The organism is Pseudomonas sp. B21-009 (genome assembly GCF_024749345.1).
In the GTDB taxonomy this organism is placed as follows: domain Bacteria; phylum Pseudomonadota; class Gammaproteobacteria; order Pseudomonadales; family Pseudomonadaceae; genus Aquipseudomonas.
Map to the genome: position 1 here is coordinate 2,218,256 of NZ_CP087199.1, position 19,688 is coordinate 2,237,943.

General features: G+C 63.0%; 19 protein-coding genes. 8 read left to right on the plus strand and 11 right to left on the minus strand.

Translation table 11 applies throughout. The annotated features are described in order from the left end of the window. The first annotated feature begins 261 nt into the window (after positions 1–261). Positions 262–720 carry a GNAT family N-acetyltransferase gene (locus tag LOY34_RS10215; RefSeq protein ID WP_195883671.1) on the plus strand — a complete coding sequence of 153 codons (459 nt, stop codon included), beginning with the start codon at positions 262–264 and terminating at the stop codon, positions 718–720. 11 nt (positions 721–731) lie between these two features. On the opposite strand, the gene LOY34_RS10220 is transcribed toward LOY34_RS10215, so the two are convergent. The 4 genes from LOY34_RS10220 to LOY34_RS10235 all read right to left on the minus strand — a co-directional run bounded on the left by LOY34_RS10220 (position 732) and on the right by LOY34_RS10235 (position 5,367). Next, entirely contained in the window at positions 732–3,179 is a 2,448-nt protein-coding gene (locus LOY34_RS10220) for a TonB-dependent receptor (RefSeq protein ID WP_195883672.1), read from the minus strand. A gap of 109 nt (positions 3,180–3,288) precedes the next feature. Next, positions 3,289–4,212 (minus strand): FecR domain-containing protein, encoded by a 924-nt coding sequence (locus tag LOY34_RS10225; RefSeq protein WP_195883673.1) that lies wholly within the window; start codon positions 4,210–4,212, stop codon positions 3,289–3,291. After that, positions 4,209–4,724 carry a sigma-70 family RNA polymerase sigma factor gene (locus LOY34_RS10230; RefSeq protein WP_045201214.1) on the minus strand — a complete coding sequence of 172 codons (516 nt, stop codon included), beginning with the start codon at positions 4,722–4,724 and terminating at the stop codon, positions 4,209–4,211. Before LOY34_RS10230 ends, LOY34_RS10225 begins: the two co-directional genes overlap by 4 nt. Before the next feature lie 85 nt (positions 4,725–4,809). After that, positions 4,810–5,367 (minus strand): GNAT family N-acetyltransferase, encoded by a 558-nt coding sequence (locus tag LOY34_RS10235; protein WP_195883674.1) that lies wholly within the window; start codon positions 5,365–5,367, stop codon positions 4,810–4,812. 156 nt (positions 5,368–5,523) lie between these two features. On the opposite strand from LOY34_RS10235, the gene LOY34_RS10240 reads away from it, so the two are divergent. Continuing rightward, positions 5,524–6,381 carry an AraC family transcriptional regulator gene (locus LOY34_RS10240; protein WP_195883675.1) on the plus strand — a complete coding sequence of 286 codons (858 nt, stop codon included), beginning with the start codon at positions 5,524–5,526 and terminating at the stop codon, positions 6,379–6,381. 208 nt (positions 6,382–6,589) lie between these two features. On the opposite strand, the gene LOY34_RS10245 is transcribed toward LOY34_RS10240, so the two are convergent. Next, a complete protein-coding gene (locus tag LOY34_RS10245; protein WP_045201217.1) occupies positions 6,590–7,462 on the minus strand; it encodes a universal stress protein in 873 nt (290 codons plus the stop codon). 245 nt (positions 7,463–7,707) lie between these two features. Between LOY34_RS10245 and LOY34_RS10250 the strand changes: the two genes are divergently transcribed. Next, positions 7,708–8,004 (plus strand): hypothetical protein, encoded by a 297-nt coding sequence (locus LOY34_RS10250; protein ID WP_195883676.1) that lies wholly within the window; start codon positions 7,708–7,710, stop codon positions 8,002–8,004. On the opposite strand, the gene LOY34_RS10255 is transcribed toward LOY34_RS10250, so the two are convergent. Continuing rightward, complete coding sequence (locus LOY34_RS10255; RefSeq protein WP_195885985.1) at positions 8,001–9,623, minus strand: methyl-accepting chemotaxis protein; 1,623 nt, start codon at positions 9,621–9,623, stop codon at positions 8,001–8,003. The two genes, LOY34_RS10250 and LOY34_RS10255, sit on opposite strands and share 4 nt — an antisense overlap. Positions 9,624–10,019: 396 nt before the next feature. Here LOY34_RS10255 and LOY34_RS10260 point away from each other — a divergent pair, with 396 nt between their 5' ends. Continuing rightward, positions 10,020–11,111: a DUF3616 domain-containing protein gene (locus tag LOY34_RS10260; protein WP_195883677.1), complete on the plus strand. Its 1,092-nt coding sequence runs from the start codon at positions 10,020–10,022 to the stop codon at positions 11,109–11,111. Between the two features lie 75 nt (positions 11,112–11,186). After that, positions 11,187–12,047: a LysR family transcriptional regulator gene (locus LOY34_RS10265; RefSeq protein ID WP_045201220.1), complete on the plus strand. Its 861-nt coding sequence runs from the start codon at positions 11,187–11,189 to the stop codon at positions 12,045–12,047. On the opposite strand, the gene LOY34_RS10270 is transcribed toward LOY34_RS10265, so the two are convergent. Continuing rightward, a complete protein-coding gene (locus LOY34_RS10270; protein WP_408980914.1) occupies positions 12,044–12,676 on the minus strand; it encodes an ankyrin repeat domain-containing protein in 633 nt (210 codons plus the stop codon). The genes LOY34_RS10265 and LOY34_RS10270 overlap by 4 nt on opposite strands. A 128-nt stretch (positions 12,677–12,804) precedes the next feature. Here LOY34_RS10270 and LOY34_RS10275 point away from each other — a divergent pair, with 128 nt between their 5' ends. After that, positions 12,805–13,680: a LysR substrate-binding domain-containing protein gene (locus tag LOY34_RS10275; RefSeq protein ID WP_045201224.1), complete on the plus strand. Its 876-nt coding sequence runs from the start codon at positions 12,805–12,807 to the stop codon at positions 13,678–13,680. A 16-nt stretch (positions 13,681–13,696) separates the two neighbouring features. On the opposite strand, the gene LOY34_RS10280 is transcribed toward LOY34_RS10275, so the two are convergent. Next, positions 13,697–14,875: a diguanylate cyclase gene (locus tag LOY34_RS10280; protein WP_045201225.1), complete on the minus strand. Its 1,179-nt coding sequence runs from the start codon at positions 14,873–14,875 to the stop codon at positions 13,697–13,699. A 162-nt stretch (positions 14,876–15,037) separates the two neighbouring features. Here LOY34_RS10280 and LOY34_RS10285 point away from each other — a divergent pair, with 162 nt between their 5' ends. Together LOY34_RS10285 and LOY34_RS10290 are read left to right on the plus strand one after the other, a co-directional pair. After that, the gene (locus LOY34_RS10285) at positions 15,038–15,628 is read left to right on the plus strand and encodes a nucleosidase (protein ID WP_195883679.1); all 591 of its coding nucleotides are present in this window, start codon (positions 15,038–15,040) and stop codon (positions 15,626–15,628) included. A 151-nt stretch (positions 15,629–15,779) separates the two neighbouring features. Further along, the gene (locus LOY34_RS10290; RefSeq protein ID WP_195883680.1) at positions 15,780–16,613 is read left to right on the plus strand and encodes a 5'-nucleotidase, lipoprotein e(P4) family; all 834 of its coding nucleotides are present in this window, start codon (positions 15,780–15,782) and stop codon (positions 16,611–16,613) included. Positions 16,614–16,684: 71 nt separating this feature from the next. On the opposite strand, the gene LOY34_RS10295 is transcribed toward LOY34_RS10290, so the two are convergent. The 3 genes from LOY34_RS10295 to LOY34_RS10305 form a co-directional block, all read right to left on the minus strand. Beyond that, complete coding sequence (locus tag LOY34_RS10295; protein WP_195883681.1) at positions 16,685–17,521, minus strand: bifunctional allantoicase/(S)-ureidoglycine aminohydrolase; 837 nt, start codon at positions 17,519–17,521, stop codon at positions 16,685–16,687. A gap of 96 nt (positions 17,522–17,617) precedes the next feature. Further along, positions 17,618–18,817, minus strand: coding sequence for an amidohydrolase family protein (locus LOY34_RS10300; protein ID WP_195883682.1), 1,200 nt, complete (start codon positions 18,815–18,817; stop codon positions 17,618–17,620). A 121-nt stretch (positions 18,818–18,938) separates the two neighbouring features. Continuing rightward, on the minus strand, positions 18,939–19,625 hold the full coding sequence (locus LOY34_RS10305; protein WP_045201229.1) for a GntR family transcriptional regulator: 687 nt from the start codon (positions 19,623–19,625) through the stop codon (positions 18,939–18,941). Positions 19,626–19,688 lie beyond the last annotated feature (63 nt).

Consider the following 19,688-nt stretch of genomic DNA (forward strand, 5'->3'; position numbering starts at 1 on the left):
CAGGTAAAGCCTCGCATGGAACATAGGCCCGGATGGCAACCGCCGCAACCGTGTGCAGCCAGCCGGTACATCAGCCGGTGCCCGGATGGCGAGCGCTTAGCGCTCGATCGCGGGTCTAGCCCGCTCCCACAGGCTCAAAGCAGGCTTGGCAGCACTTCTTGGTGGCAAGTGGTCTGCTTGGCAAGGAAAAACTGGATGGTTTAACCAAGCCATTGTCGCGCTATAAATCGCTGCAGTTTCTACCGTCACTAAGGATTGACCATGACCGCAGCACATCCCGTTGTATCGATTCGCCCCGTCACGCAAAACGACTTCAAGCAATGGTGCGCGCACTGGGCCCAGTATCAGGCGTTCTACAAGGTCGACATCGGCATGCCGACCACCCAGACCACCTGGGCGCGCTTCTTCGACAGCCGCGAACCCGTGCATTGCGCGGTGGCCGCTGACGGCGAACAGGTCCTCGGCTTCGTCCATTTCGTCTTCCATCGCTCGACCTGGGGCCGTAACGACTTCTGCTACCTCGAAGACCTGTACGTCTGCCCCGGCGTGCGCGGCCAGCTGCTCGGCAAGCAGCTGATCGAGTACGTGCAAGGGCAGGCGCGGGAGCACCACTGCGACCGGCTGTACTGGCACACCCAGGAGTCCAATCACACCGCCCAACGGCTCTATGACTGGATTGCCGAAAAGCCTGGGGTTATCGAGTACCGAATGGCGTTGTAAGCACCTCGATTTCAGAAGCTGTACTTGGTAGAGAGCATCACATTGCGCGGTTCACCGTAGTAGCCGCTGAAGAAGGTGGTGTCCAGGGCGCTGATGTACTTCTTGTCGAACAGGTTGTTGACGTTGAGGGTGGCGGCTAGCTGATCGGTCAGTTGGTAGCGGGCCATCAGGTTGACCACGGTGAACTGCTGTTGCCTGGCCTTGACCGTGCCCATCGCGGTGCTCGGGGTCACGGTGATGTGAGTGCCACTCTGCCAGTTGGCGCCGCCACCGACGGTCAGGCGGTTGAAGTCGCCGGGCAGGCGGTAGGTGCTCCACAGCTTGAGCATGTTCGCCGGCGCTTCAGTGTTGATGCGCTGGTCGTCGGCGTCTTCGGTGAGGCTGTGGTTGTAGCTGGCGGCGAGGTTCCAGTCCGGCAGCAGCTCGCCGTTGGCTTCGATCTCGAAGCCGCGGGTGGTGGCGCCGCTGACGGCCTTGTAGGCCGCCGAGGTGGTGCCGGGGATGACTTGGCCCGGGTCGATCACCGCCAGGTTGTCCTGCTTGATTTCATACGCCGCGATGCTGGTGTTCAGGCGACCGCCGAAGAACTCGCTCTTCAGGCCGATTTCATAGTTGTCGCCTTCGCGCGGCTCGAGGGTCGCCCCGCTGGCGTCGCGCACGCTTTGTGGCTTGTAGATGCTGGTGTAGCTGGCATACACCGAGTGAATGTCGTTGAGGTCGTAGACCACACCGGCGTAGGGCGTGACCACGCCGCTCTCGCGGTACTGGGTGTTGCGGTTGCTGTTGGGGGTCAGCACGTATTCCATGTCGTAGTTGTACTTGTAGTCGCTGGCGCGGGCGCCAAGGATGATCGACAGCGCGTCGGTCGGGCGCAGGCGCGTGGCGATGTAGCTGCCGTTCTGGTAGATGCTGGTGTCGCCGTCATACAGCTTGCCGTTGCTGGTGTTCGGCTGTTTGGTGTAGTTGTCCCAGTCGTAGAAATTGACCGAGGTGCCTTCGATGGCGGTGCCGCGCAGGGGCGAGTGGCGGTTTTCGTAGCGGGAGAAGTTGTAGCCGACGATCAGCTCATGCTGGCGGCCGAACAACTGGAAAGGCCCCTGGGCCTGAACATCGACGCCGGTTTGCTTCTGCCAGGTACTGCCGGCGCCACCGTACAGGCGCACCCCGGCGCCGGTGTTGATGTCGGGGAAGCCCCAACTGGCGGTGGCCAGCTTGTAGTCATCGCGGTTGATGTACATCTGGTTGACGGCCACCTTCAGGCTCCAGTCGTAACCCAGCTTGTGTTCGAGGCTGGCGAAGGTGTTGAGGACATCCTGGGGGTTGCTGCTCCAGCGCGCGGCGCTGTTGGTCGAGCGCGAAAAATCGGTTTGCTGGCCGTTGCTGTAGAACAGCGGGAAGGCCACCGAGGACGAACCTTGCGGGTTGTTCTTCTGGTAGTCGGCGCCGACCGTGAGCAGGGTGCTGTCGCTCAGGTCCGCTTCAACAATCCCGTAGAAAATCTGCTTTTCCTGGGAGTAGTGGTCGACGTAGCTGTTGTTCTGCTGATAGGCCGCGACCATGCGCCCGCGCAGGTTGCCGGTCGGGGTCAGCGGGCCGGACAGGTCGAGCTCGGTGCGGTACTTGTCCCACGAGCCCAGGCCTGCCGTGAAGTGGCCCTTGAAGTCGGCGGTGGGGCGCTTGCGCACCATGTTGATGGTCGCCGATGGGTCGCCGGCACCGGTCATCAGGCCGGTGGCGCCACGCAGCACTTCGACGCGGTCGTAGATCGCCATGTCGGCAAGGCTTTGCGCCGAGACCTGGCTGACAATGTCGAGTGTGGTGGGAATGCCGTCGAACTGGTAATTGTCGACGCTGTAGCCACGCGCGTAGATGTTGAAGCGCTCGCTGCCCAGGCTCTGCACCGACAGGCCTGGGGTTTGCTTGAGTACTTCGGTGAGATCGTTGAGGCCCTGATCGTCCATGCGCTGACGGGTGACCACGCTGATCGACTGCGGTGTTTCACGTAGCGACAGCGGCAGTTTGGTGGCGGTACTGGTGATGCCGGTGGTGTAAGAGCCGCTGCCTTCAGTGGTGGCGCCCAGGCCGGCGGCGTTGATGCTGGTGGCGCCGAGTTCCACGGCTGCGCTGCTGTCAGCCTTGGCCAGCACGTAGCGCTTGTCGCCGGCCTGCACCACGCGCAAGCCACTGCCTTGCAGCAGCCTGGCAAAGCCCTGGTCCAGTTCAAAATCGCCCTGCAAACCCGGCGATGACAGCCCGGCCGTGTCTTCGGAACTGAAGGTAATCATCACACCGTTGGCTGCGGCGAACTGGCTCAGCGCCAGCGACAGGCTGCCGGCGGGGATGTCGTAGGCCTGCGCTTTGGCCCAGGCCGGCGTCAGCGCCAGCAGCGAGCTGGACAAGCCCAGGGCAAGCGCCGCGCGGTGGATGCTGCGGCCGAGAAAAGACGGTTGGAAGGACATGCAAAGGTTCCTGTTCGGGTTGGCAGGGCTGCGTCTGATGCGCACGTGCAGGAAGAGCCGAAACAGGAATGAAAATCTGTTACCCAAACGTTGAAAATATTTTTCACCCTCAGGCCGTGCGGCTTTCCACCCGCACCCAGTAGCGCGTTACCCGGCGCAGTTGCACTGGCAGGGAGGCCTCAAGGTTGGCCAGCACCGCCTCGCTGTCATCCAGCAAAAAGGTGCCGGAAAGGCGCAAATCGGCCACATCGGCGCCGCAGCCCAGGTAGCCATGGCGATAGCGCGAGAGCTCGGCGAGCAGGTCCTGCAGTCGCCAGTCGATCGCTACCAGCAGACCGCGGGTCCAGGCCGAGGCCTGTGCCGGCGCGCGCTGTATGGGGCCATTTCGGTCGGCGGCGAAGCTCAATGTGTGCCCGGCATCAACGCGCACGGCTTGCGCCGTTGCAAGGCGCGGACGCACCTCGACGGCGTGCGCCTCGACGCTCACCCGGGTGACGCCATCGCCTTGGCGCACGGTAAAGCGCGTACCCAGGGCGAGGATGAGGCCTTGGTCACTCTGCACGCTCAGGGGGCGGGCGTCCTTGGCGGTTTCGACGAGGATTTCGCCCTGGCGCAGGATGATCAACCGTTGCTGCTGATCGAAGCGCACATCGACCCGGGTATCGGTGTCGAGCACCAGCCGGCTGCCATCGGCGAGGCTCAGGCTACGCCGTTGCCCCAACCGCGTGGCGTAGTCCGCGCGCCAGGGCGAAGCCTGGTAACCCTGCCAGCCGAGCACACCGGCACCGAGCAACAGGGCGAAGGTTTTCAGCGTCGCCCGTCGCCCTTGGCGGGCCCGTTCGAGGGTGCTGGAGGCGAGGGCGCTCGGCGCCTGGGTCAGGCGTTGCTGCAGCTGTTCGATACGCTTCCAGGCCGCGGCGTGTTGCGGGTCGGCGGCCAGCCAGGCCTGCCATTGGCTGCGGGTCGCTTCGCTGACGGTGCTCTCGTGCAGGCGCACATACCAGTCCACCGCCTGGGCGAGAATGCTGTTCATGCTTCATCCAGCAGCAGGCAGTGCATCAGTGCACTGGCCAGATGCTTGCGTACCGTCGTCACCGAGACCCCGAGCCGTTCGGCGGTTTTCTCGTAGGTGAGCCCGTCCAGTTGCACGGCGAGGAAGATCTGCCGGGTGCGCGCACCGAGCCCGTCGAGCATGCGGTCGATGGCCATCAGGCTGTCGAAGATCAACGCCCGCGCCTCGGCCGATGGCGCGTGCACCTCGGGGCGCAGCGCCAGGGCTTCAAGGTAGGCTTGTTCGAGGCTGCGGCGCCGGTAGAGGTCAATCACCAGGCCACGGGCAATGGTCGCCAGGTAGCGCCGAGGCTCGAGCAAGGTGCCGGATGTGCGCGCCAGCAGGACGCGCACGAAGGTGTCCTGGGCCAGGTCTGCCGCATCGGCCGAGTTGTTCAGACGCTTGCGCAGCCAGCCACGCAGCCAGCCGTTGTAATCCTGGTAAAGGGTCTGCAGGTGTTCATGGCGCTCTGTATCACAGCCTGGTGTGGACATCCCGCTCTCTCAACGACAACCAATGCGAATAGGAATTTGTCGCGATTGTAAGAGAGACAGCGGCCGCAGGGAAGCGCCGCGGTTTTCAGCGGCCTGCCGGTTGGTGCTGTTGCAACCACTGCGGGTAAGTGATGCAGCTGATGTGTTCGGTCCGATAGTCCTGCAGGAACGGGTTGTATTTGTTCTCTTCAGTGTGGTGATGGCGAAAGCCGCATTTCGACTGAGCGGTGTACGACTGGCTGTTGTTGGCAAAGTAGCCGCACCACAATGCCTTGAGCTTGAGGGTTTCGAAGCCGTGGCGCATCACTTCGCGCACCGCCTCCGGAACCAGGCCCTGGCCCCAGTACGGCACCCCGATCCAGTAGGCGATTTCGCCTTCCTGCTCACTGATCTCGAAGTTGCTGTTGGCGCCGATGAGAATGCCGACGCAACCCACCGCCCGCTGGTTGTCCTTGAGTTGCAGCGCATACACCTCGGGGTGATTGAACACGCTGCGAATGATCTCGGCGCTGTGCTCGACACTGGTGTGCGGGGGCCAGCCGGCGATGGGGCCGACGCGCTCGTCGCTGGCGTATTCGTACAAGTCGGCGGCATCGTCGGCGTGCCAGGGGCGCAGCAGCAGCCGTGGTGTTTCCAGTCTCATGTGCGGTTCTCGGGTTGGCTTGATTCAGGTGAGACACGGTAGTGGCAAGCGGCTGATCGGCAAACAGCAGTACCTTGGCATTTTCGGTACTTTTCGAAACTCCATGGCCTGGCGTGATAGGCTCAGGCCTCTTGTACCGGGTTGACGTGGGCCACTATGCAGCACATTCCCAAACTTTATGCGCCTGACGACTTGCTCCGCCTGGGTGACACCACGTTGGCCGATGGGGTAGGGCTGCCGCTTGCTTTCGGGCATGCCTACATGGTGCTGCTGGTGTGCCTGTCGGGACGTGCCTGCTTCACTCTCAACTTCAACGAGCATGCGGTCCGGCGCGGCGATGTGCTGGTGCTGGCCGAAGACAGCATTGCCCTGCTCAAGCGTCGCTCACGCGGTTTCAGGATGTTTTACTGCCTGATGCCCAAAGGCTTTGCCGCGGAGGTTGCCTACCCGCTGCCCAACCCCTTGTTCGTGTTTCTGCATGACCATCCCCACTGCATACCGGCCAGGGCAGAGCGGCCGCTGCTGGACGGCTGGCTGATGCACATGCGCGATATTGCCCACAGCTGTCCCGGCTACCGGCACATCATGTTGCGCAACCAGTTGCAGACCTTCTTTTTGAAGATTGCCGAACAACTGCCCAGCCTGGAAAAAGGCCGCAGGGAATTCAGCCGCAAGGAGATGCTCAGTTGGCGCTTCTGGGAACTGATCGGCAAAAACTGCCTGCGCCACCGCGACGTGAAGTTCTATGCCGACGCGCTCAGCATCACGCCGTTCTACCTGTCACAACTCACCAGGGCGTTTTTCAACGACAGCCCCAAAGGCCTGATCGACCGGCAAGTGACCCTGGAGATCAAGGCGCTGCTTTCATACACCGACCTTGCGATCGGGCAGATCGCAGACAAGCTCAACTTTGCTGACGCGTCCTACCTGTGCCGCTACTTCAAGCGCCAAACCGGAGTGTCGCTGACGGGCTATCGAAGGCATGAGCAGCAAGCGGGTGGCGACCCGCGATGAGGCCAGTACAGCCAGCACATCAGGTGGCGCCTGGATCACGACCGCTTCGCGCTCGATCGCCGGCAAGGCCAGCTCCCACCGGGCCGTTGAATGCAGGTGCACATTGTGGGAGCGGGCTTGACCCGCGATGAGGCCGGCGCAGTCAGCACATCAGATGTGGCTGGATCGCGACCGACTCCCACCGGGTCGGTGCATGCCGGCCTGCAACCTACAACGACACCAACACATCACACTGCGATTCATTCAGCACATGCTTGGTAACGCTGCCGATCAACAGCTCTTCCAGCGCGCTGTCGCCCTGCTTGCCGATCACGATCAGATCGCAGTCCAGCTCCTGCTCTTTCTCGACAATCCGCCAGGCCGGGTCGCCGTGCACCACGACCTGCCGGGCATCGCCGACCCCTGCAGCTTCGCTCAAGGCCGCCAGTTGCTCCACGGCATCTTTCTTGATGACGTTGCGGTAGTGGGTGAGGGTGTCCTGGTCGATGTGGGCAAAGCGCATGCTGCCTTCAAAGGGCGCTTCGTACACATGCAACAGAATAATCTCGGCCTGCGGTGCCAGCTTTTTCGCACGTTCGATGGCGCGCAGCGACGAGGGTGAAAAATCCACCGGCACCAGCACGCTGCGGTAAGCGTCGCGCGGCGCCTGCTTGACCACCAGCATCGGGCAGAGCATGCGGTTGAGCATGCGCTGCACGGTCGAGCCCAGCAGGCGCCGGGCCAGGCTCTGGCCCTTGGCCCCACACACCAGCAAGTTGCTGCGTTTGTCCTGCACCACCCGGGTGATTTCAGTCACCACCGAGCCGGGCGCCACCTGCACGCCCGCGCTGATCTCATAGCGCTCGAACAGCATCGTGGCCAGGGCGTGAACATTTTCGCCGGCGGTTTCCAGCACCCGGTTCAGTAAATCTTCATCGGGCACCAGCACCTGCTTCAAACGCTCGTAGGGTGCAGGGTTGGCCACATACAGCAGGTCCAGCGCCGCAGGCTGCGCCTTGCACAGCAGTGCAGCGCGCTCTGCCGCGTTGCGGGCGGAAGAAGACAGGTCGGTGGCGACCAGAACGTGGTTCAGCGGGCTCATGGGGGCTCCTTATGCAATGCCGCGCACAGGGATCGATGGCCGAGGCCGGCGTCGATCCATTCCTTGCTTGCAGCCATCGTCTCGCGAACCAGGCCCGGCGGCTTGATTTGGGTCAAAGGAGTAGGGAAGGCAACGCTACTGCACGGGATAAGCGGGCCGCATCGGTGGCCCAAAGCAACCCGCGCACCTCGGCATCGACCCGTTCACAGGCGTGAGCGTTGGTCTGGTAGGCACTTTTGAGCAGGATGGAGGTGTGGATCAGCGCGTCTTCGGACGAGACGCCGGCACGCACAGCCGCCATAACAAGAGACAACCGGCAGAAAAAAGCGCCGATTGATCAAGTCGGTTTCGGGTCGGAAAATGCCTCAGAATGGACGGTGGCGACGCGCAATAATTGGACAAAACAGACCAATCAATGGCCACCGTACACCTTGCCACTATTGCGGCTGATTTTAAGAGAGAAGGACCAATCGGTTGCGACTTGGGATCGGCTCGAATCTGCCGATACCGGGAAAATCACGATCGCGGTCGGCTTGGGTTAAACCACAAATCTGGACACCAGGCCATTGAGTGAAACCGCCAATCGGGAAAGCTCCTGGCTGGCAGCGCTGGTCTGTGTTGCACCGGCGGCGGACTGCGAAGCCAGTTGGCGGATATTGACCAGGTTGCCATCCACTTCCCGGGCGACTTGCGCTTGCTGCTCGGCTGCACTGGCAATCACAAGGTTGCGTTCGTTGATCTGCGCGAATGAGGAGGCAATCTGATCCAGGGCTTGTCCCGCTGCCTGGGCCACTTCGAGGGTGTCGTGCGCGTGGGTGTTACTTCCCTGCATCGCGTTGACCGCCTGTACAGTGCCCTGTTCGATGGCTATGACCAGTTGCTCGATTTCCTGGGTCGAACGTTGGGTCCGGTGTGCTAGGCTGCGCACTTCGTCGGCGACCACGGCGAAGCCACGACCGGCTTCACCGGCACGGGCCGCTTCGATGGCCGCGTTCAGCGCCAGCAGATTGGTTTGCTCGGCCACTGTGCGAATGACATCGACCACCTGACTGATGTCTCGGACTCGACCTGCCAGGTTTTCCACTTCACCCGCGGTCGCCGTCACGCCGCTTGCCAGTTCACCGATCGCGTCAACGGTGCGCAATACCTGCTGTCGGCCATGTTGCGCGGTCAGGTCCGAGGCCCGTGTGGCATCTGCCGTGGAGGAGGCGTTGCGAGCCACGTCTTCGGCTGCACTGGTCATTTCGTTGATCGCCGTGGCCGCCTGCTCGATCTCGCCATTTTGCTGGTGCAATCCACGGCTGGCATCTTCGGTCACGGCGCTCAACTCTTCGGCAGCGGACGCCAACTGATTGGAGGACTCGGAGATCGCCATGATGGTGTCGCGCAGATTGTGTTGCATGAGTGCCAATGCCCCCATCAACCGTGCAGGCTCATCACTACCGTCCACCACCATGCTGGTGGTGAGATTGCCGTTTGCCACCGTCTCGGCCAGGCGGACTGATTGGCGCAGCGGCAGGACGATGCTGCGAATCAGGCCGACGGCGATGATGCAGGATGCCAGCGCGACGAGCAAAAGCACCCCGATAACGCCAGTGCGAGCACTTTTGAACACATCGACGCTGTTGGCGGCAGCACCATTGGCGCCACGGTTATTGAACCCGATCAGGTCGGCAAGCGTCTTGCTCAGCTCATCCGCACGCGGATTCATTTCACCATTGATAAGGTTTCGGGCTTCGTCTAGCCGATCCTTGCGTGATAGGTCGATGACCTTGGCCTGCAGAGCCATGTAGGCCGCTTCAGCGGTCCTGAAACGATCGAACAATACCCGGTCTTCATCGACGAGAATGGTCTTTTCGTACTGCTCCATTTCCTTGCGTGATTCGGCCTTGAGCAATTCCATCTTCTTGTAGTTCTGCTCCAGTGCCTGCGGATCGCGACTGATCATTACGCGCAGGGTCAGGGCTCGGATACGTTGCACGTTTTGCGCGCCGTGACTCAAGGCCATCAACCCGGGTAACCAATCGTCACTTATCTGTCGGGTGCTTTCACGCATGTCGTCCAACCTGGAAAGCGCAAATATCCCCAATCCTGCAGTCAGTATGACAACCAGGCTGAAACCAATGGATGCACGCCAAGCGATACTAAGGTTCCTGATCATTTCTGGATTCTTCTTATGAGTTTTTTTGCGATTGGCTCCCGCCATTCAAGGCCATCGCTGGAAAGTGAGTGCGGGGAGCGAGTTGTTTCTAAGGGATTGTCAGGTGGTCAGCTTTTCATTGGACGTCATTTACTTTTCATTTCATGACACATTCACGACGCTCACAGGGCGAAACCTTTCAGCTTGCTCAGCGAATACTCAACACTCGGACGGTCCACCCTGCAGGCGTCCTGTGCCTTACCGTCCATCCCTGGCACCGCTGTTCATGAGCGCACCGGCGCTCCGTCGAAAAGGGAGACGACGAGCGTCTGCTTCTGGCCGATTGCCAACAACCTTGATTCCTACCCAACAGCCACTAGCCTTCACACACCTTCGCATCAACCCAGGCGAGCCCCCATGAACAAGCCAGCCAACACCCTGATGCTGCGCTTTAATCCAGCATCTGCCTCATTGCGCGATGGCCTTTCAGTTGCCCTGCAGATCGGCAACACGCTGTGGCTGGCCAACGACGAAACCACCAGCCTCGAACGCCTGACCATCCAGCCCGCAGTACCCGGTGGGGCGGTGACGTGCGATGAGCACCACTGCTTCCCACTGATGAAGTATCTGCGCCTGCCCATACCCGATGCAGATGCCGAGATCGATATCGAGGGCCTGGCCTATGCCACTGACGCGGGTTATCTCTGGGTCGTCGGCTCCCATAGCCTCAAGCGCAAGAAGGCGGACGCCGACAAATCTGCGCAGAAGAACATCAAGCGCCTGTCGACGGTAGAGGCGGATGGCAATCGCTTTCTGTTGGCGCGCCTCCCGGTGGTGCAGCAGAACGACAGTTATGTGCTTGCCGACAAGCTGGATGGCGATGGACGTACGGCGGCGCAGTTGCATGGCAATGCGCTCGGCAACGACCTCACGGCGGAAATTGCAAGGGACGATCAGCTACGCGACTTTTTGCGCATCCCGGGCAAAGACAACGGTTTCGATATCGAGGGCTTGGCCGTCATCGGCTCGCGCCTGCTGTTGGGGCTGCGGGGGCCGGTGCTGCGCGGCTGGAGCGTGCTGCTGGAGATCGAGCCTGAAGCCGATGGCGACTCCACCGACACCCTGGTGCTGAAGAAGATCGGCCCGGACGGGCGCCGCTATCGCAAGCACTTCTTCGCGCTCAACGGCCTGGGGGTGCGCGACCTGTGCAGCCGCGGCGACGAGCTGCTGATTCTGGCAGGGCCGTCCATGGACCTGGATGGCCCGGTCACGGTGTTCCGGTGGCGCGGCGGCTTTGCGGCCGATGAAGAGCAGGTGGTGTTTGCCGATCAATTGCAGAGGGTGCTGGAGGTACCGTTCGGCAACGGCGACGACCATGCCGAGGGTATGTGTTTGTTCCAGTCGGCTGAGAAGCAGAGCGAGCTTTTGCTGATCGTCTACGACGCCGCAGCGCAGCGTCGTAAACACGGTGACCGCAGTGTGGAAGGCGACCTGTTTACCCTAAGTTAACGGCGGCTGCGCGGCATTGAGATCGCTTTTGCCGCTACACTGCGGCTACCAGCATCGAAAAAAACGATACCTCCAATGCGCTACTCCCCAGAAGCCCTGCAAGCTTTCGTCGAAGCCGCCGCCCTCGGCTCGTTCTCCGCCGCCGCGCGCAAGCTGCGCAAAAGCCAATCCACCGTCAGCGCCGCCATCGCCAACCTCGAAGCTGACCTTGGCGTTACCCTGTTCGACCGCCAGGCCCGGCAACCGCTGCTCACCGAAGCTGGGCGCAAGGTGCTCGGCCATGTGCAGGAGATCCTCGCCGCCAGCGAGCGCCTCGACCAGTTGAGCATTCGCCTGGCGGACAAGGTCGAGCCGCGGCTGACCATTGTGTTTTCCGATATGCATCAGCTCAACCCGGACAACCGGGTGATGCAGCTGTTCGAGCAGCGCTATCAGGACATCGAGCTGGAATGCATGATCGCCGAGGCGGGCGACGTGCTGAACCTGCTGCAGAGCGGCCGCGCACATCTGGGCATGCTCGCGGCGCAACCCGGCTACCCGGCGGATGTGGCCGCGACGCGCTTGGCGGCGCAGGCGCAGATGGGCATTTTCGTCGCCAGCAGCCACCCCTTGGCGCAGCTTGCGCAGCCGACCCAGGCGCACCTGGCCGGGCATCGGCAGTTGTATTTGAATACCTACACCGACAGTGTCAACAAACCCCAGGGGCGGGTGTGGTCGGCGCCGGATTATCTGATGCTGCTGGAGATGACCGAGGAGGGCTTTGGCTGGGCCGAGTTGCCCCACGGCCTGGTCCGTCAGTACGGCCATGGGCAGCTCACCGAGCTCAAGCTGCGCGGCTGGCCGCGGCCGATTGCAGTGGATGTGGCCTGGTCGAAGCTGACCCCGCCGGGGCCGGCGGGGTTGTGGTTGCTCGATCGCTTGCTGGAGAGCAGTTAAGCGCGGGCGCCGGCTTGTTCCAATAGAGTCTGCATTTCTTTGTAGCCCCGCTGCCGCGCATGTTGCAGCGGGGTTACGCCTTTGCCGTCGGCAAGGTTTACATCGGCGCCGGCCTTGATCAGCTCACGCACGATCTCGACATGCCGCTGGCCGCCGTCGCCGAGGATGATGGCTTCGAGCAGGGCGGTCCAGTGCAGTTTGTTGACGTGGTCGACGGCAACGCCTGCGGCGATCAGCAGACGCACTGTTTCGACGTGGCCGCGTTCGGCTGCCGGTATCAGTGCGGTGCCGCCGTAGCGGTTGGTGCTTTTCAGGTCGGCGCCGTGGGCCAGGGTCAGTTTGAGAATGTCGTTGTGGCCACGGGCGCCGGCGTACAGGTAGGGGCTGTCTTCGATCGAGTCCTTGGCGTTGACGTCGGCGCCGGCGTCGATCAGCACTTTGGCGGCGTCGATCTGGTTGTTGTGGGTGGCCAGCAGCAGTGGTGTGCGGCCCATTTTGTCGCGGGCTTCCAGCACAGCGCCCTGGTCGAGCAGGTTGCGTACCTGGGCGGCCTGGCCGTTTTCGGCGGCGCTGCGCAGTTGGTTTTCGAGGGTGCCGCCGTCGGCACTGGCAGTCAGCGATGTGAGCATGGCAAACACCATTGCAAGGTGGGTGGACAGGCGCTCAAGGAGCATGGCAGTACCTCCTGGTGGGCGATTGCTCGCAGGGTCGGGCCATGTTAAAAGTCGGGCTCCTTATTTAGAAGTTAAATAAAAGCATGTCTGTCAGTGAAAAATCGAATAGGCCGCTGTTTGATCTTGACCTGTTGCGCGCGGTGGTGATGGTCAGCGACTGCGGCAGCTTCACCACGGCGGCGGCGCGCCTGCATTCAACCCAGTCGACGGTCAGCCAGAAGGTCAGGCGGCTGGAGGAGATGGTCGGGCACAAGCTGCTCGAGCGCGGCAACCGCGACGTGCTGGCCACCGACGCCGGGCAGACGCTGCTCGGTTACGCCCGGCAGATGCTCGCCTACAACGACGAGATGCTTGAGGCGATGTCGGGCGCCACGGTGGCGGTGACCGTGCGCCTGGGCGTGCCGGAAGACTTTGCCGCCGGGCGCACCACCCATTTGCTCTCGACCTTCAACCGCAAGCATCCGCAGGTCAAGCTGGAGGTCACCAGCGGCCTGTGCCGCGACCTCAGCGCCAGCTATGACAACGGCGAGCTCGACCTGATTTTGCTCAAGCAGCGGCGCAACAGCCGTGAGGCGGTGGCCTGCTGGCCCGAGAAGCTGCAATGGATCGACAGCGCCAAGAACCCGGCCTTCGACCAGGACCCGGTGCCGCTGGTGACCTTTCCGCCGCGCGGCCTGTACCGCGACGACATGATCGGCGCCATCGAGCGCATGGGCCGCCGTTGGCGCATCAGTTTCACCAGCTCCAGCCTCAGCGGCCTGCAGGCGGCGGTGGCCAACGGCATGGGCATCAGCCTGCTGCCGCTGCGGGCGGTTACCGCCGAGCATTTAAAGCTGACTTCGGAACACGGCTTGCCGTCGATCGATGCCATGGAAGTGGCGATCATTCATCGGCCGACCGCCGATGCCATGGTCAAGGAACTGGCCGCGGAACTGGCGCGCACCCTGGCCAGCGAGTAGGGCGGTTTCGCCGCGCTCACAGCGTATCGGCAGGCTGCGCGGCAGGGCGGTACAGCTGGACGCGGTTGCGGCCCTGGCGCTTGGCCGCGTACAGGGCGTTGTCGGCCATCGACAGCAGGCGCGACAGGTCGTGCTCGCCCGGGCGGCTGGCGCCGACGATGCCGATGCTGACGCTGAGCAGCCCGGGCTCAAGCAGCGGCAATTCATAAAAGCTGCTGCAGATGCGCCGGGCCACGCGCAGCGCCGAGTGCTCGTCGGTGTTGGCCAGCAGGCAGGCGAACTCTTCGCCGCCGATACGGGCGAAGACATCTTCCTCGCGCACGCTCAGGCGGGTCACCTGGCTGAAGGCGATCAGCGCCTGGTCGCCGGTCTGGTGGCCGTAGACATCATTGAGGCGCTTGAAATGATCGAGGTCGCACAGCAGCAGGCTCACCGGCTCGCCACGCCGGGCGCAGTCGGCCAGCAGTTCGGCACCGCGCGACATGAAGGCGCGGCGGTTGCCGATGTCGGTCAGCGGGTCGGTGTAGGCGGCAGCCTTGAACTTGAGCTCGGTGCGTTCGCGGACCATGGCCAGGGTCACGTAGGCGATGCCGATGGCGTAGAGCATCGACTCGAACAGCATGAACGAGAAAAACCCGGTGCCGTGGCCGTCGCTGGCGATCGCCTGTTCCAGCGATACGCCATGGTCGGCGAAGCTGCGCACGCAGTAGAAGCCGCTGTGGCCCAGCAGCAGGAGCAGGGTTGGCAGGTAGGCGACTTCCAGGCGCTTGCGGTCGCGCCATAGCTCAAGCACCGCCAGGCAGCCGTAGCAGGCAGTGAGCATGGAATAGACCGTCACGCGCAGGCCCAGGTCATCGGTAAAGCCTGGCGTCAGCGACCAGGTAAACCAGAACAGGGCGCCAGCGAAAATCCCCGGCAGGTGCGCCGGGCGTCCGCTGAACGCGCGCATGCTGGCCCAGTTCAACGCGGCGCTGAGCAGCAGCACCATGTTGCCCAGCACCAGGGCGATGAAGTCCGGGGCGTTGCCGCGCAGGCTGATCAGCGCCGTACCGCCAGCGGCGAGCAACAGCATGCTGCCCAGGTAGCCGAGGGTTCGCTCGCGCACGCCGCGGCTCCAGGCGTGCAGGGTCAGCAGGCCCATCAGGGCAAAGATGAAAATGGCCACCAGCAACAGGGTCGGGATGCTCAGCAGCAAGGGTATCGCTCTCCGCTCATGGCCGTGTGGCCAACCGGCCAGCGCCGGTTTTCAGCGGCATGCTAGCCGAGCCGGTGTTGCATTGTCAGCATCCGGCTGCCTTGAACTGCGCCTTGGGCTATGCTGATGGCCGATCTGCAGCCCATTCGGAATCTTCGCTCCATGATGCTGACCCAGCAATTTCCCGATATTTCCCTGGCCGACACCCTGTTCGTCTTCGCCCTCGAGGCGGAGGCCGGCGAGCTGTTTACCGAGATGAACACGCTGTTCACCGGCATCGGCAAGGTCAACGCCGCCATTGCCCTGACCAAGGCCATCCAGCAACGCAAGCCCAAACTGATCGTCAACCTCGGTTCGGCCGGCAGCGCCGGCCATGGCAAGGGCGCGCTGGTGTGCTGCACGGGCTTCGTGCAGCGCGACATGGACGTCACGCCGCTGGGTTTTGCCCGCTACGAGACGCCGCTCTCCGACATCCCGGTGCTGCTTGAGCATGGCCAGCGCGTTGCGGGCTTGCCGCTGGGCATTTGCGGCAGCGGTGACAGCTTTGAAATCAGTCACGGCGCTGCCCCGTACGACATCGTCGACATGGAGGCCTACGTGCTGGCGCTGATCGCCCGCAACGAAGACATTCCCTTCCTGTGCCTTAAGTACATTTCCGATGACGCTGGCAGCGACGCCGCAGACGACTGGTCGGTGCAGGTGCACCTGGCCGCCGAAGCCTTCAAGCGGGTGCTGTTCAGCCCCCAGGGTTGAGCCTGTGGTGGCGGCCTGAAACCGGCCAAGATGCGCGGGTGCGCCACATTGTTGCGCCTGCGCGTCGCGGCGATTGTGGCGCCTGCCTGCGTGCGGTATGAGTAGCCGACTCCCGCCGCCCAAGAGCGGGAGATCACAAGGAACGCCCCGAATGCCTCAGCTCAAGAACGCGATCTCTCTGGCCTTGCTGTTGCTGGCCACCCCTCTGGTTCACGCGCAAGCCACCACCCCCGAAACCACCGTACGCTCCAACCTGCTGGTCGATGCAGTGGCCTGGCGCCAGACCGCGGCCGAGTTCCGCGCCCTGTACTACCAGGGTTTCAACGTCGCCAAGGCGCGCCTGGACCAGGCCCTGGCCCAGCAGAAGCCGGGCGACAAGAAGCCTGCGATCATCAGCGATATCGACGACACCATCCTCAGCAGCAACACCTACTGGGGCTTTCTGATCGGCCAGGACAAGGAGTTCTTCGATGACGCGGTGTGGGACCGCTGGGTCGCCGCCAATGGCCCGACCCTGACCCCGGGGGCGCTGGAGTTTCTTGAGTATGCCAAGTCGCGCGGCGTGGAGATCTTCTACGTCTCCAGCCGCGACCAGGGCGACAAGACCTACGAGTACGCGCTCAACAACCTGCGCGCGCTCAAGGTGCCGTATGCCGACGAAGCCCACGTGACCATCCTGCGTGAAAGCTCGAACAAGGAGCCGGCCCAGCACAAGATCGCCGAGCAGTACAACGTGCTGCTAATGCTCGGTGATAACCTCAACGACTTCGAGCGCAGCTTCTACGTCGACAAGGTCGAGCAGCGTGCGCAGCTGGTGGACGCCAGCCGCAGCAAGTTTGGCGGCCAGTACATCATCTTCCCCAACCCCACTGACGGCCATTGGCTCAAGGCTATTTTCGGCGAGTCGGAACCGGCCGACACCCCGGCCAACCGGGCCAAATTCCGCGACGCGGCAGAGCAGGGCGCCTGGAAGCCGGCCAGCTGATTGACCCGGCCCTGAAACAAAAAATCCCGCAAGCCGTGAGGCCTGCGGGACTTTCAATGCAACCGTGAAACTTAGCGCTGCGGATTGAGCACCAGGTTCATGTGACGGTTTACATCCTTGTACAGCAGGTAGCGGAACGGGCCCGGGCCGCCGGAGTAGCAAGCTTGCGGGCAGAAGGCGCGCAGCCACATGAAGTCACCGGCCTCGACTTCGACCCAGTCCTGGTTCAGGCGGTAAACGGCTTTACCTTCGAGCACGTACAGGCCGTGCTCCATGACGTGGGTTTCAGCGAACGGAATCACGCCGCCCGGCTGGAAGGTGACAATGTTGACGTGCATGTCGTGACGCATGTCGGCCATGTCGACGAAGCGGGTGGTGACCCAGGCGCCGTCGGTACCCGGCATCGGGATCGGCTCGATGTCTTTTTCGTTGGTGACGAACGCTTCCGGCAGGGCCAGGCCTTCAACCACCTGGTAGTGCTTGCGGATCCAGTGGAAGGTGACGTTCTTGCCACTGTTGTTGCGCAGGCTCCACTCGGCGGCCGGTGGAATGAAAGCGTAGCCGCCTTCCTTGAGGGTGTACGGCTTGCCTTGCAGGGTGATGTCGATTTCACCTTCGACCACGAACAATACCGCTTCGGCGTTCTTGTCCAGCTCAGGGCGCTCGCTGCCGCCTTCTGGCGCCACTTCGACGATGTACTGCGAGAAGGTCTCGGAGAAGCCGGTCAGCGGGCGGGCGATGACCCACATGCGCATCTTGTCCCAGAACGGCAGGTGGCTGGTGACGATGTCACGCATCACGCCTTTGGGGATGACCGCGTAGGCCTCGGTGAACATGGCACGGTCGGTCAGCAGTTCGGTCTGCGCCGGATGGCCGCCGTGGGGAGCGTAGTAATTGGACTTCGACATGGAACACCTTCTGTCGTTGTTGTTCTGGGGTTTTGTGTTGCATCGCCCGTGGGCGATTGTCTTTCTCTGCGGCGCAAGCCGGCAGAAACCTGTTTGTTAGCGGGCGCGGACCTCGAACTGCAGGGCCGGCGCTGCCGGCACCAACTGGCCGCGGCGCACCAGGCGGCGCTCGGCAGGTGCGGCGGCGACCGCAGCGGCGCCGTTGTCGGCCTTGAGCACGATAAAAGTCGCTTCATTGCCGACCTTCAGACCGTAGTCGCTTTTGCCCAGCACTGCCGCACCGGCGGTGGTGGCCAGGGCCAGCGCTACGTTCAAATCTTCATCACTGTAGAAGCCCGAGCGGTAGCCGATCAGCATGGCGCGCTGGAGCATGTCGGCGTTGCCGTAGGGCCACCAGGCATCGCGGATATTGTCGTTGCCGGCGAACACGTTCACCCCGGCGGCGCGCAGGCGCAAGATCGGCGGGAAGCCATGATCGCCCGGAGCGTTGGTCATGATCGCTACCCCGGCCTCGGCGAGGGTGGTAGCGGTACGCGCCACGACGTCGTCGTCGACCTGGCCCAGGGCATAGGCGTGGCTGACCGCAACGCGGCCATTGAGGCCAGCGGCGCGGGTGCGGGCGGCGATCCGTTGCAGTTGTTCGATGCCTTGCAGGCCGGGCTCGTGCAGGTGGATGTCGATCTTCACCGCATGGCGCTCGGCAATGCCGAAGACCACATCGAGCTGACCGTCGGCGTCGCCGTCGAGGGTGGTCGGGTCGATGCCGCCGATCACGTCGGCGCCTTCACGAATTGCCGCTTCCAGTACCTGCGCAGTGCCAGGGCAGGACATCACCCCGGCTTGAGGGAAGGCCACCAGTTCGATATCGACGATGCCACGCCATTTCTCCCGCGCCTCCAGCACCGCCTGCAGGTTGCGCAGGCCGGTGGTGGCGTCGACGTCGACATGGCTGCGCATGGCCACGGTGCCGAACGCTACTGCCTGGCGAATCAGCGCCTCGGCACGTTCGAGCATCGGTGGGGCAGCGGCCAGTTCGCGTTTTTCGATGGCCAGGCGCTCACGCAGGCTGCCCACCGCTTGATGCGGGTGCCAGCGATCGCCGACAAAACTCTTGTCCAGGTGAATGTGGCCGTCGATCAGGCCGGGCAGCACCAGGTGGCCGGCCAGGTCGACGACCTCGGCACCTGCGCTGGGCGCACGTTCGCTGCCCAGGCTGACAATGCGCCCGTCGGCAACCGCAAGGTTGAGCGGGCTGCCATCGGCAGCAACAGCGTTGACGAATACACGATCGATCATTTTCCAGCCCTTTGCCTGCTACTGATTCACACCCTATAGAAAGACCGCACCTATCCACAAATTAAATATTGGAATCGGTTGCAGTGGTTTTCTGAATGCGAACCCCGGGCTTGGGGCGGGCTCAGCCCAGCAGGTGCTTGAGCGGGTGATAGTCGGCCTTGAGCGTTTGCGTGGCCTTGAGAATCGCCTCTTCGATACCGCGCAGGTGAGTGCAGACCAGCTCGATGGCGGCGGCCTGGTCACCGGCTTCGATAAAGCCCAGCAGGCGCAGGTGCTCGTTGCCGCGACAGGCTTCGTGGCGCTCGTCATCCAGGGTCGAGGCGTACAGCGAGCCGCGCTCGATCAGCTTGCGGAACCAGTCGAGCAGTACCGGGTTGTCGAGTACCTCGGCCAGGCGCAGGTGGAATTCGCCCAGCAGGTGGACATAGCGGCCATGGTCGCCGGCGTCGGCAGCGGCTTCTTCGGCGGCCACGTGCTGGTGCAGCGGGGCGAGGATGGCCGGATCTGCGCGGCGGCACAGCTCGGTGACGATGCCGATTTCGATCAGCCGGCGGGTTTCGAACACCGAGCGGATGTCATCGTCGCTGGGCAGCGAGACCCACGCGCCCTTGTTCAGCTCGGTGGACACCAGGCCGTCGGCTTCCAGTTGCTTGAGGGCGGCGCGCACCGAGGTGCGGCTGACCTTGAACAGCTCGGCCAACGACGACTCGCCCAGCTTCATGCCGGGGCGCAGGGTGCGTTTTCTGATGGCCTCGTGAACCCCTTGGTAGACGCGCTCTACCGTCGATGCGGGGTGTTTTTCCGTCATTACCAGCTCCGATATGCCTTGACCTTATAAGCATGCCGTAAATGAGGGCTGCTGTGCACCACT

Bases quoted from the DNA above. Each gene is read 5' to 3' on its own strand.
- LOY34_RS10295 (WP_195883681.1), bottom strand. From the start codon at position 17,521: ATGTCGAAGTCCAATTACTACGCTCCCCACGGCGGCCATCCGGCGCAG.
- LOY34_RS10220 (WP_195883672.1), bottom strand. From the start codon at position 3,179: ATGTCCTTCCAACCGTCTTTTCTCGGCCGCAGCATCCACCGCGCGGCG.
- LOY34_RS10305 (WP_045201229.1), bottom strand. From the start codon at position 19,625: ATGACGGAAAAACACCCCGCATCGACGGTAGAGCGCGTCTACCAAGGG.
- LOY34_RS10300 (WP_195883682.1), bottom strand. From the start codon at position 18,817: ATGATCGATCGTGTATTCGTCAACGCTGTTGCTGCCGATGGCAGCCCG.
- LOY34_RS10240 (WP_195883675.1), top strand. From the start codon at position 5,524: ATGCAGCACATTCCCAAACTTTATGCGCCTGACGACTTGCTCCGCCTG.
- LOY34_RS10260 (WP_195883677.1), top strand. From the start codon at position 10,020: ATGAACAAGCCAGCCAACACCCTGATGCTGCGCTTTAATCCAGCATCT.
- LOY34_RS10270 (WP_408980914.1), bottom strand. From the start codon at position 12,676: ATGCTCACATCGCTGACTGCCAGTGCCGACGGCGGCACCCTCGAAAAC.
- LOY34_RS10225 (WP_195883673.1), bottom strand. From the start codon at position 4,212: ATGAACAGCATTCTCGCCCAGGCGGTGGACTGGTATGTGCGCCTGCAC.
- LOY34_RS10285 (WP_195883679.1), top strand. From the start codon at position 15,038: ATGATGCTGACCCAGCAATTTCCCGATATTTCCCTGGCCGACACCCTG.
- LOY34_RS10290 (WP_195883680.1), top strand. From the start codon at position 15,780: ATGCCTCAGCTCAAGAACGCGATCTCTCTGGCCTTGCTGTTGCTGGCC.
- LOY34_RS10250 (WP_195883676.1), top strand. From the start codon at position 7,708: ATGGAGGTGTGGATCAGCGCGTCTTCGGACGAGACGCCGGCACGCACA.
- LOY34_RS10265 (WP_045201220.1), top strand. From the start codon at position 11,187: ATGCGCTACTCCCCAGAAGCCCTGCAAGCTTTCGTCGAAGCCGCCGCC.
- LOY34_RS10245 (WP_045201217.1), bottom strand. From the start codon at position 7,462: ATGAGCCCGCTGAACCACGTTCTGGTCGCCACCGACCTGTCTTCTTCC.
- LOY34_RS10235 (WP_195883674.1), bottom strand. From the start codon at position 5,367: ATGAGACTGGAAACACCACGGCTGCTGCTGCGCCCCTGGCACGCCGAC.
- LOY34_RS10230 (WP_045201214.1), bottom strand. From the start codon at position 4,724: ATGTCCACACCAGGCTGTGATACAGAGCGCCATGAACACCTGCAGACC.
- LOY34_RS10215 (WP_195883671.1), top strand. From the start codon at position 262: ATGACCGCAGCACATCCCGTTGTATCGATTCGCCCCGTCACGCAAAAC.
- LOY34_RS10255 (WP_195885985.1), bottom strand. From the start codon at position 9,623: ATGATCAGGAACCTTAGTATCGCTTGGCGTGCATCCATTGGTTTCAGC.
- LOY34_RS10275 (WP_045201224.1), top strand. From the start codon at position 12,805: ATGTCTGTCAGTGAAAAATCGAATAGGCCGCTGTTTGATCTTGACCTG.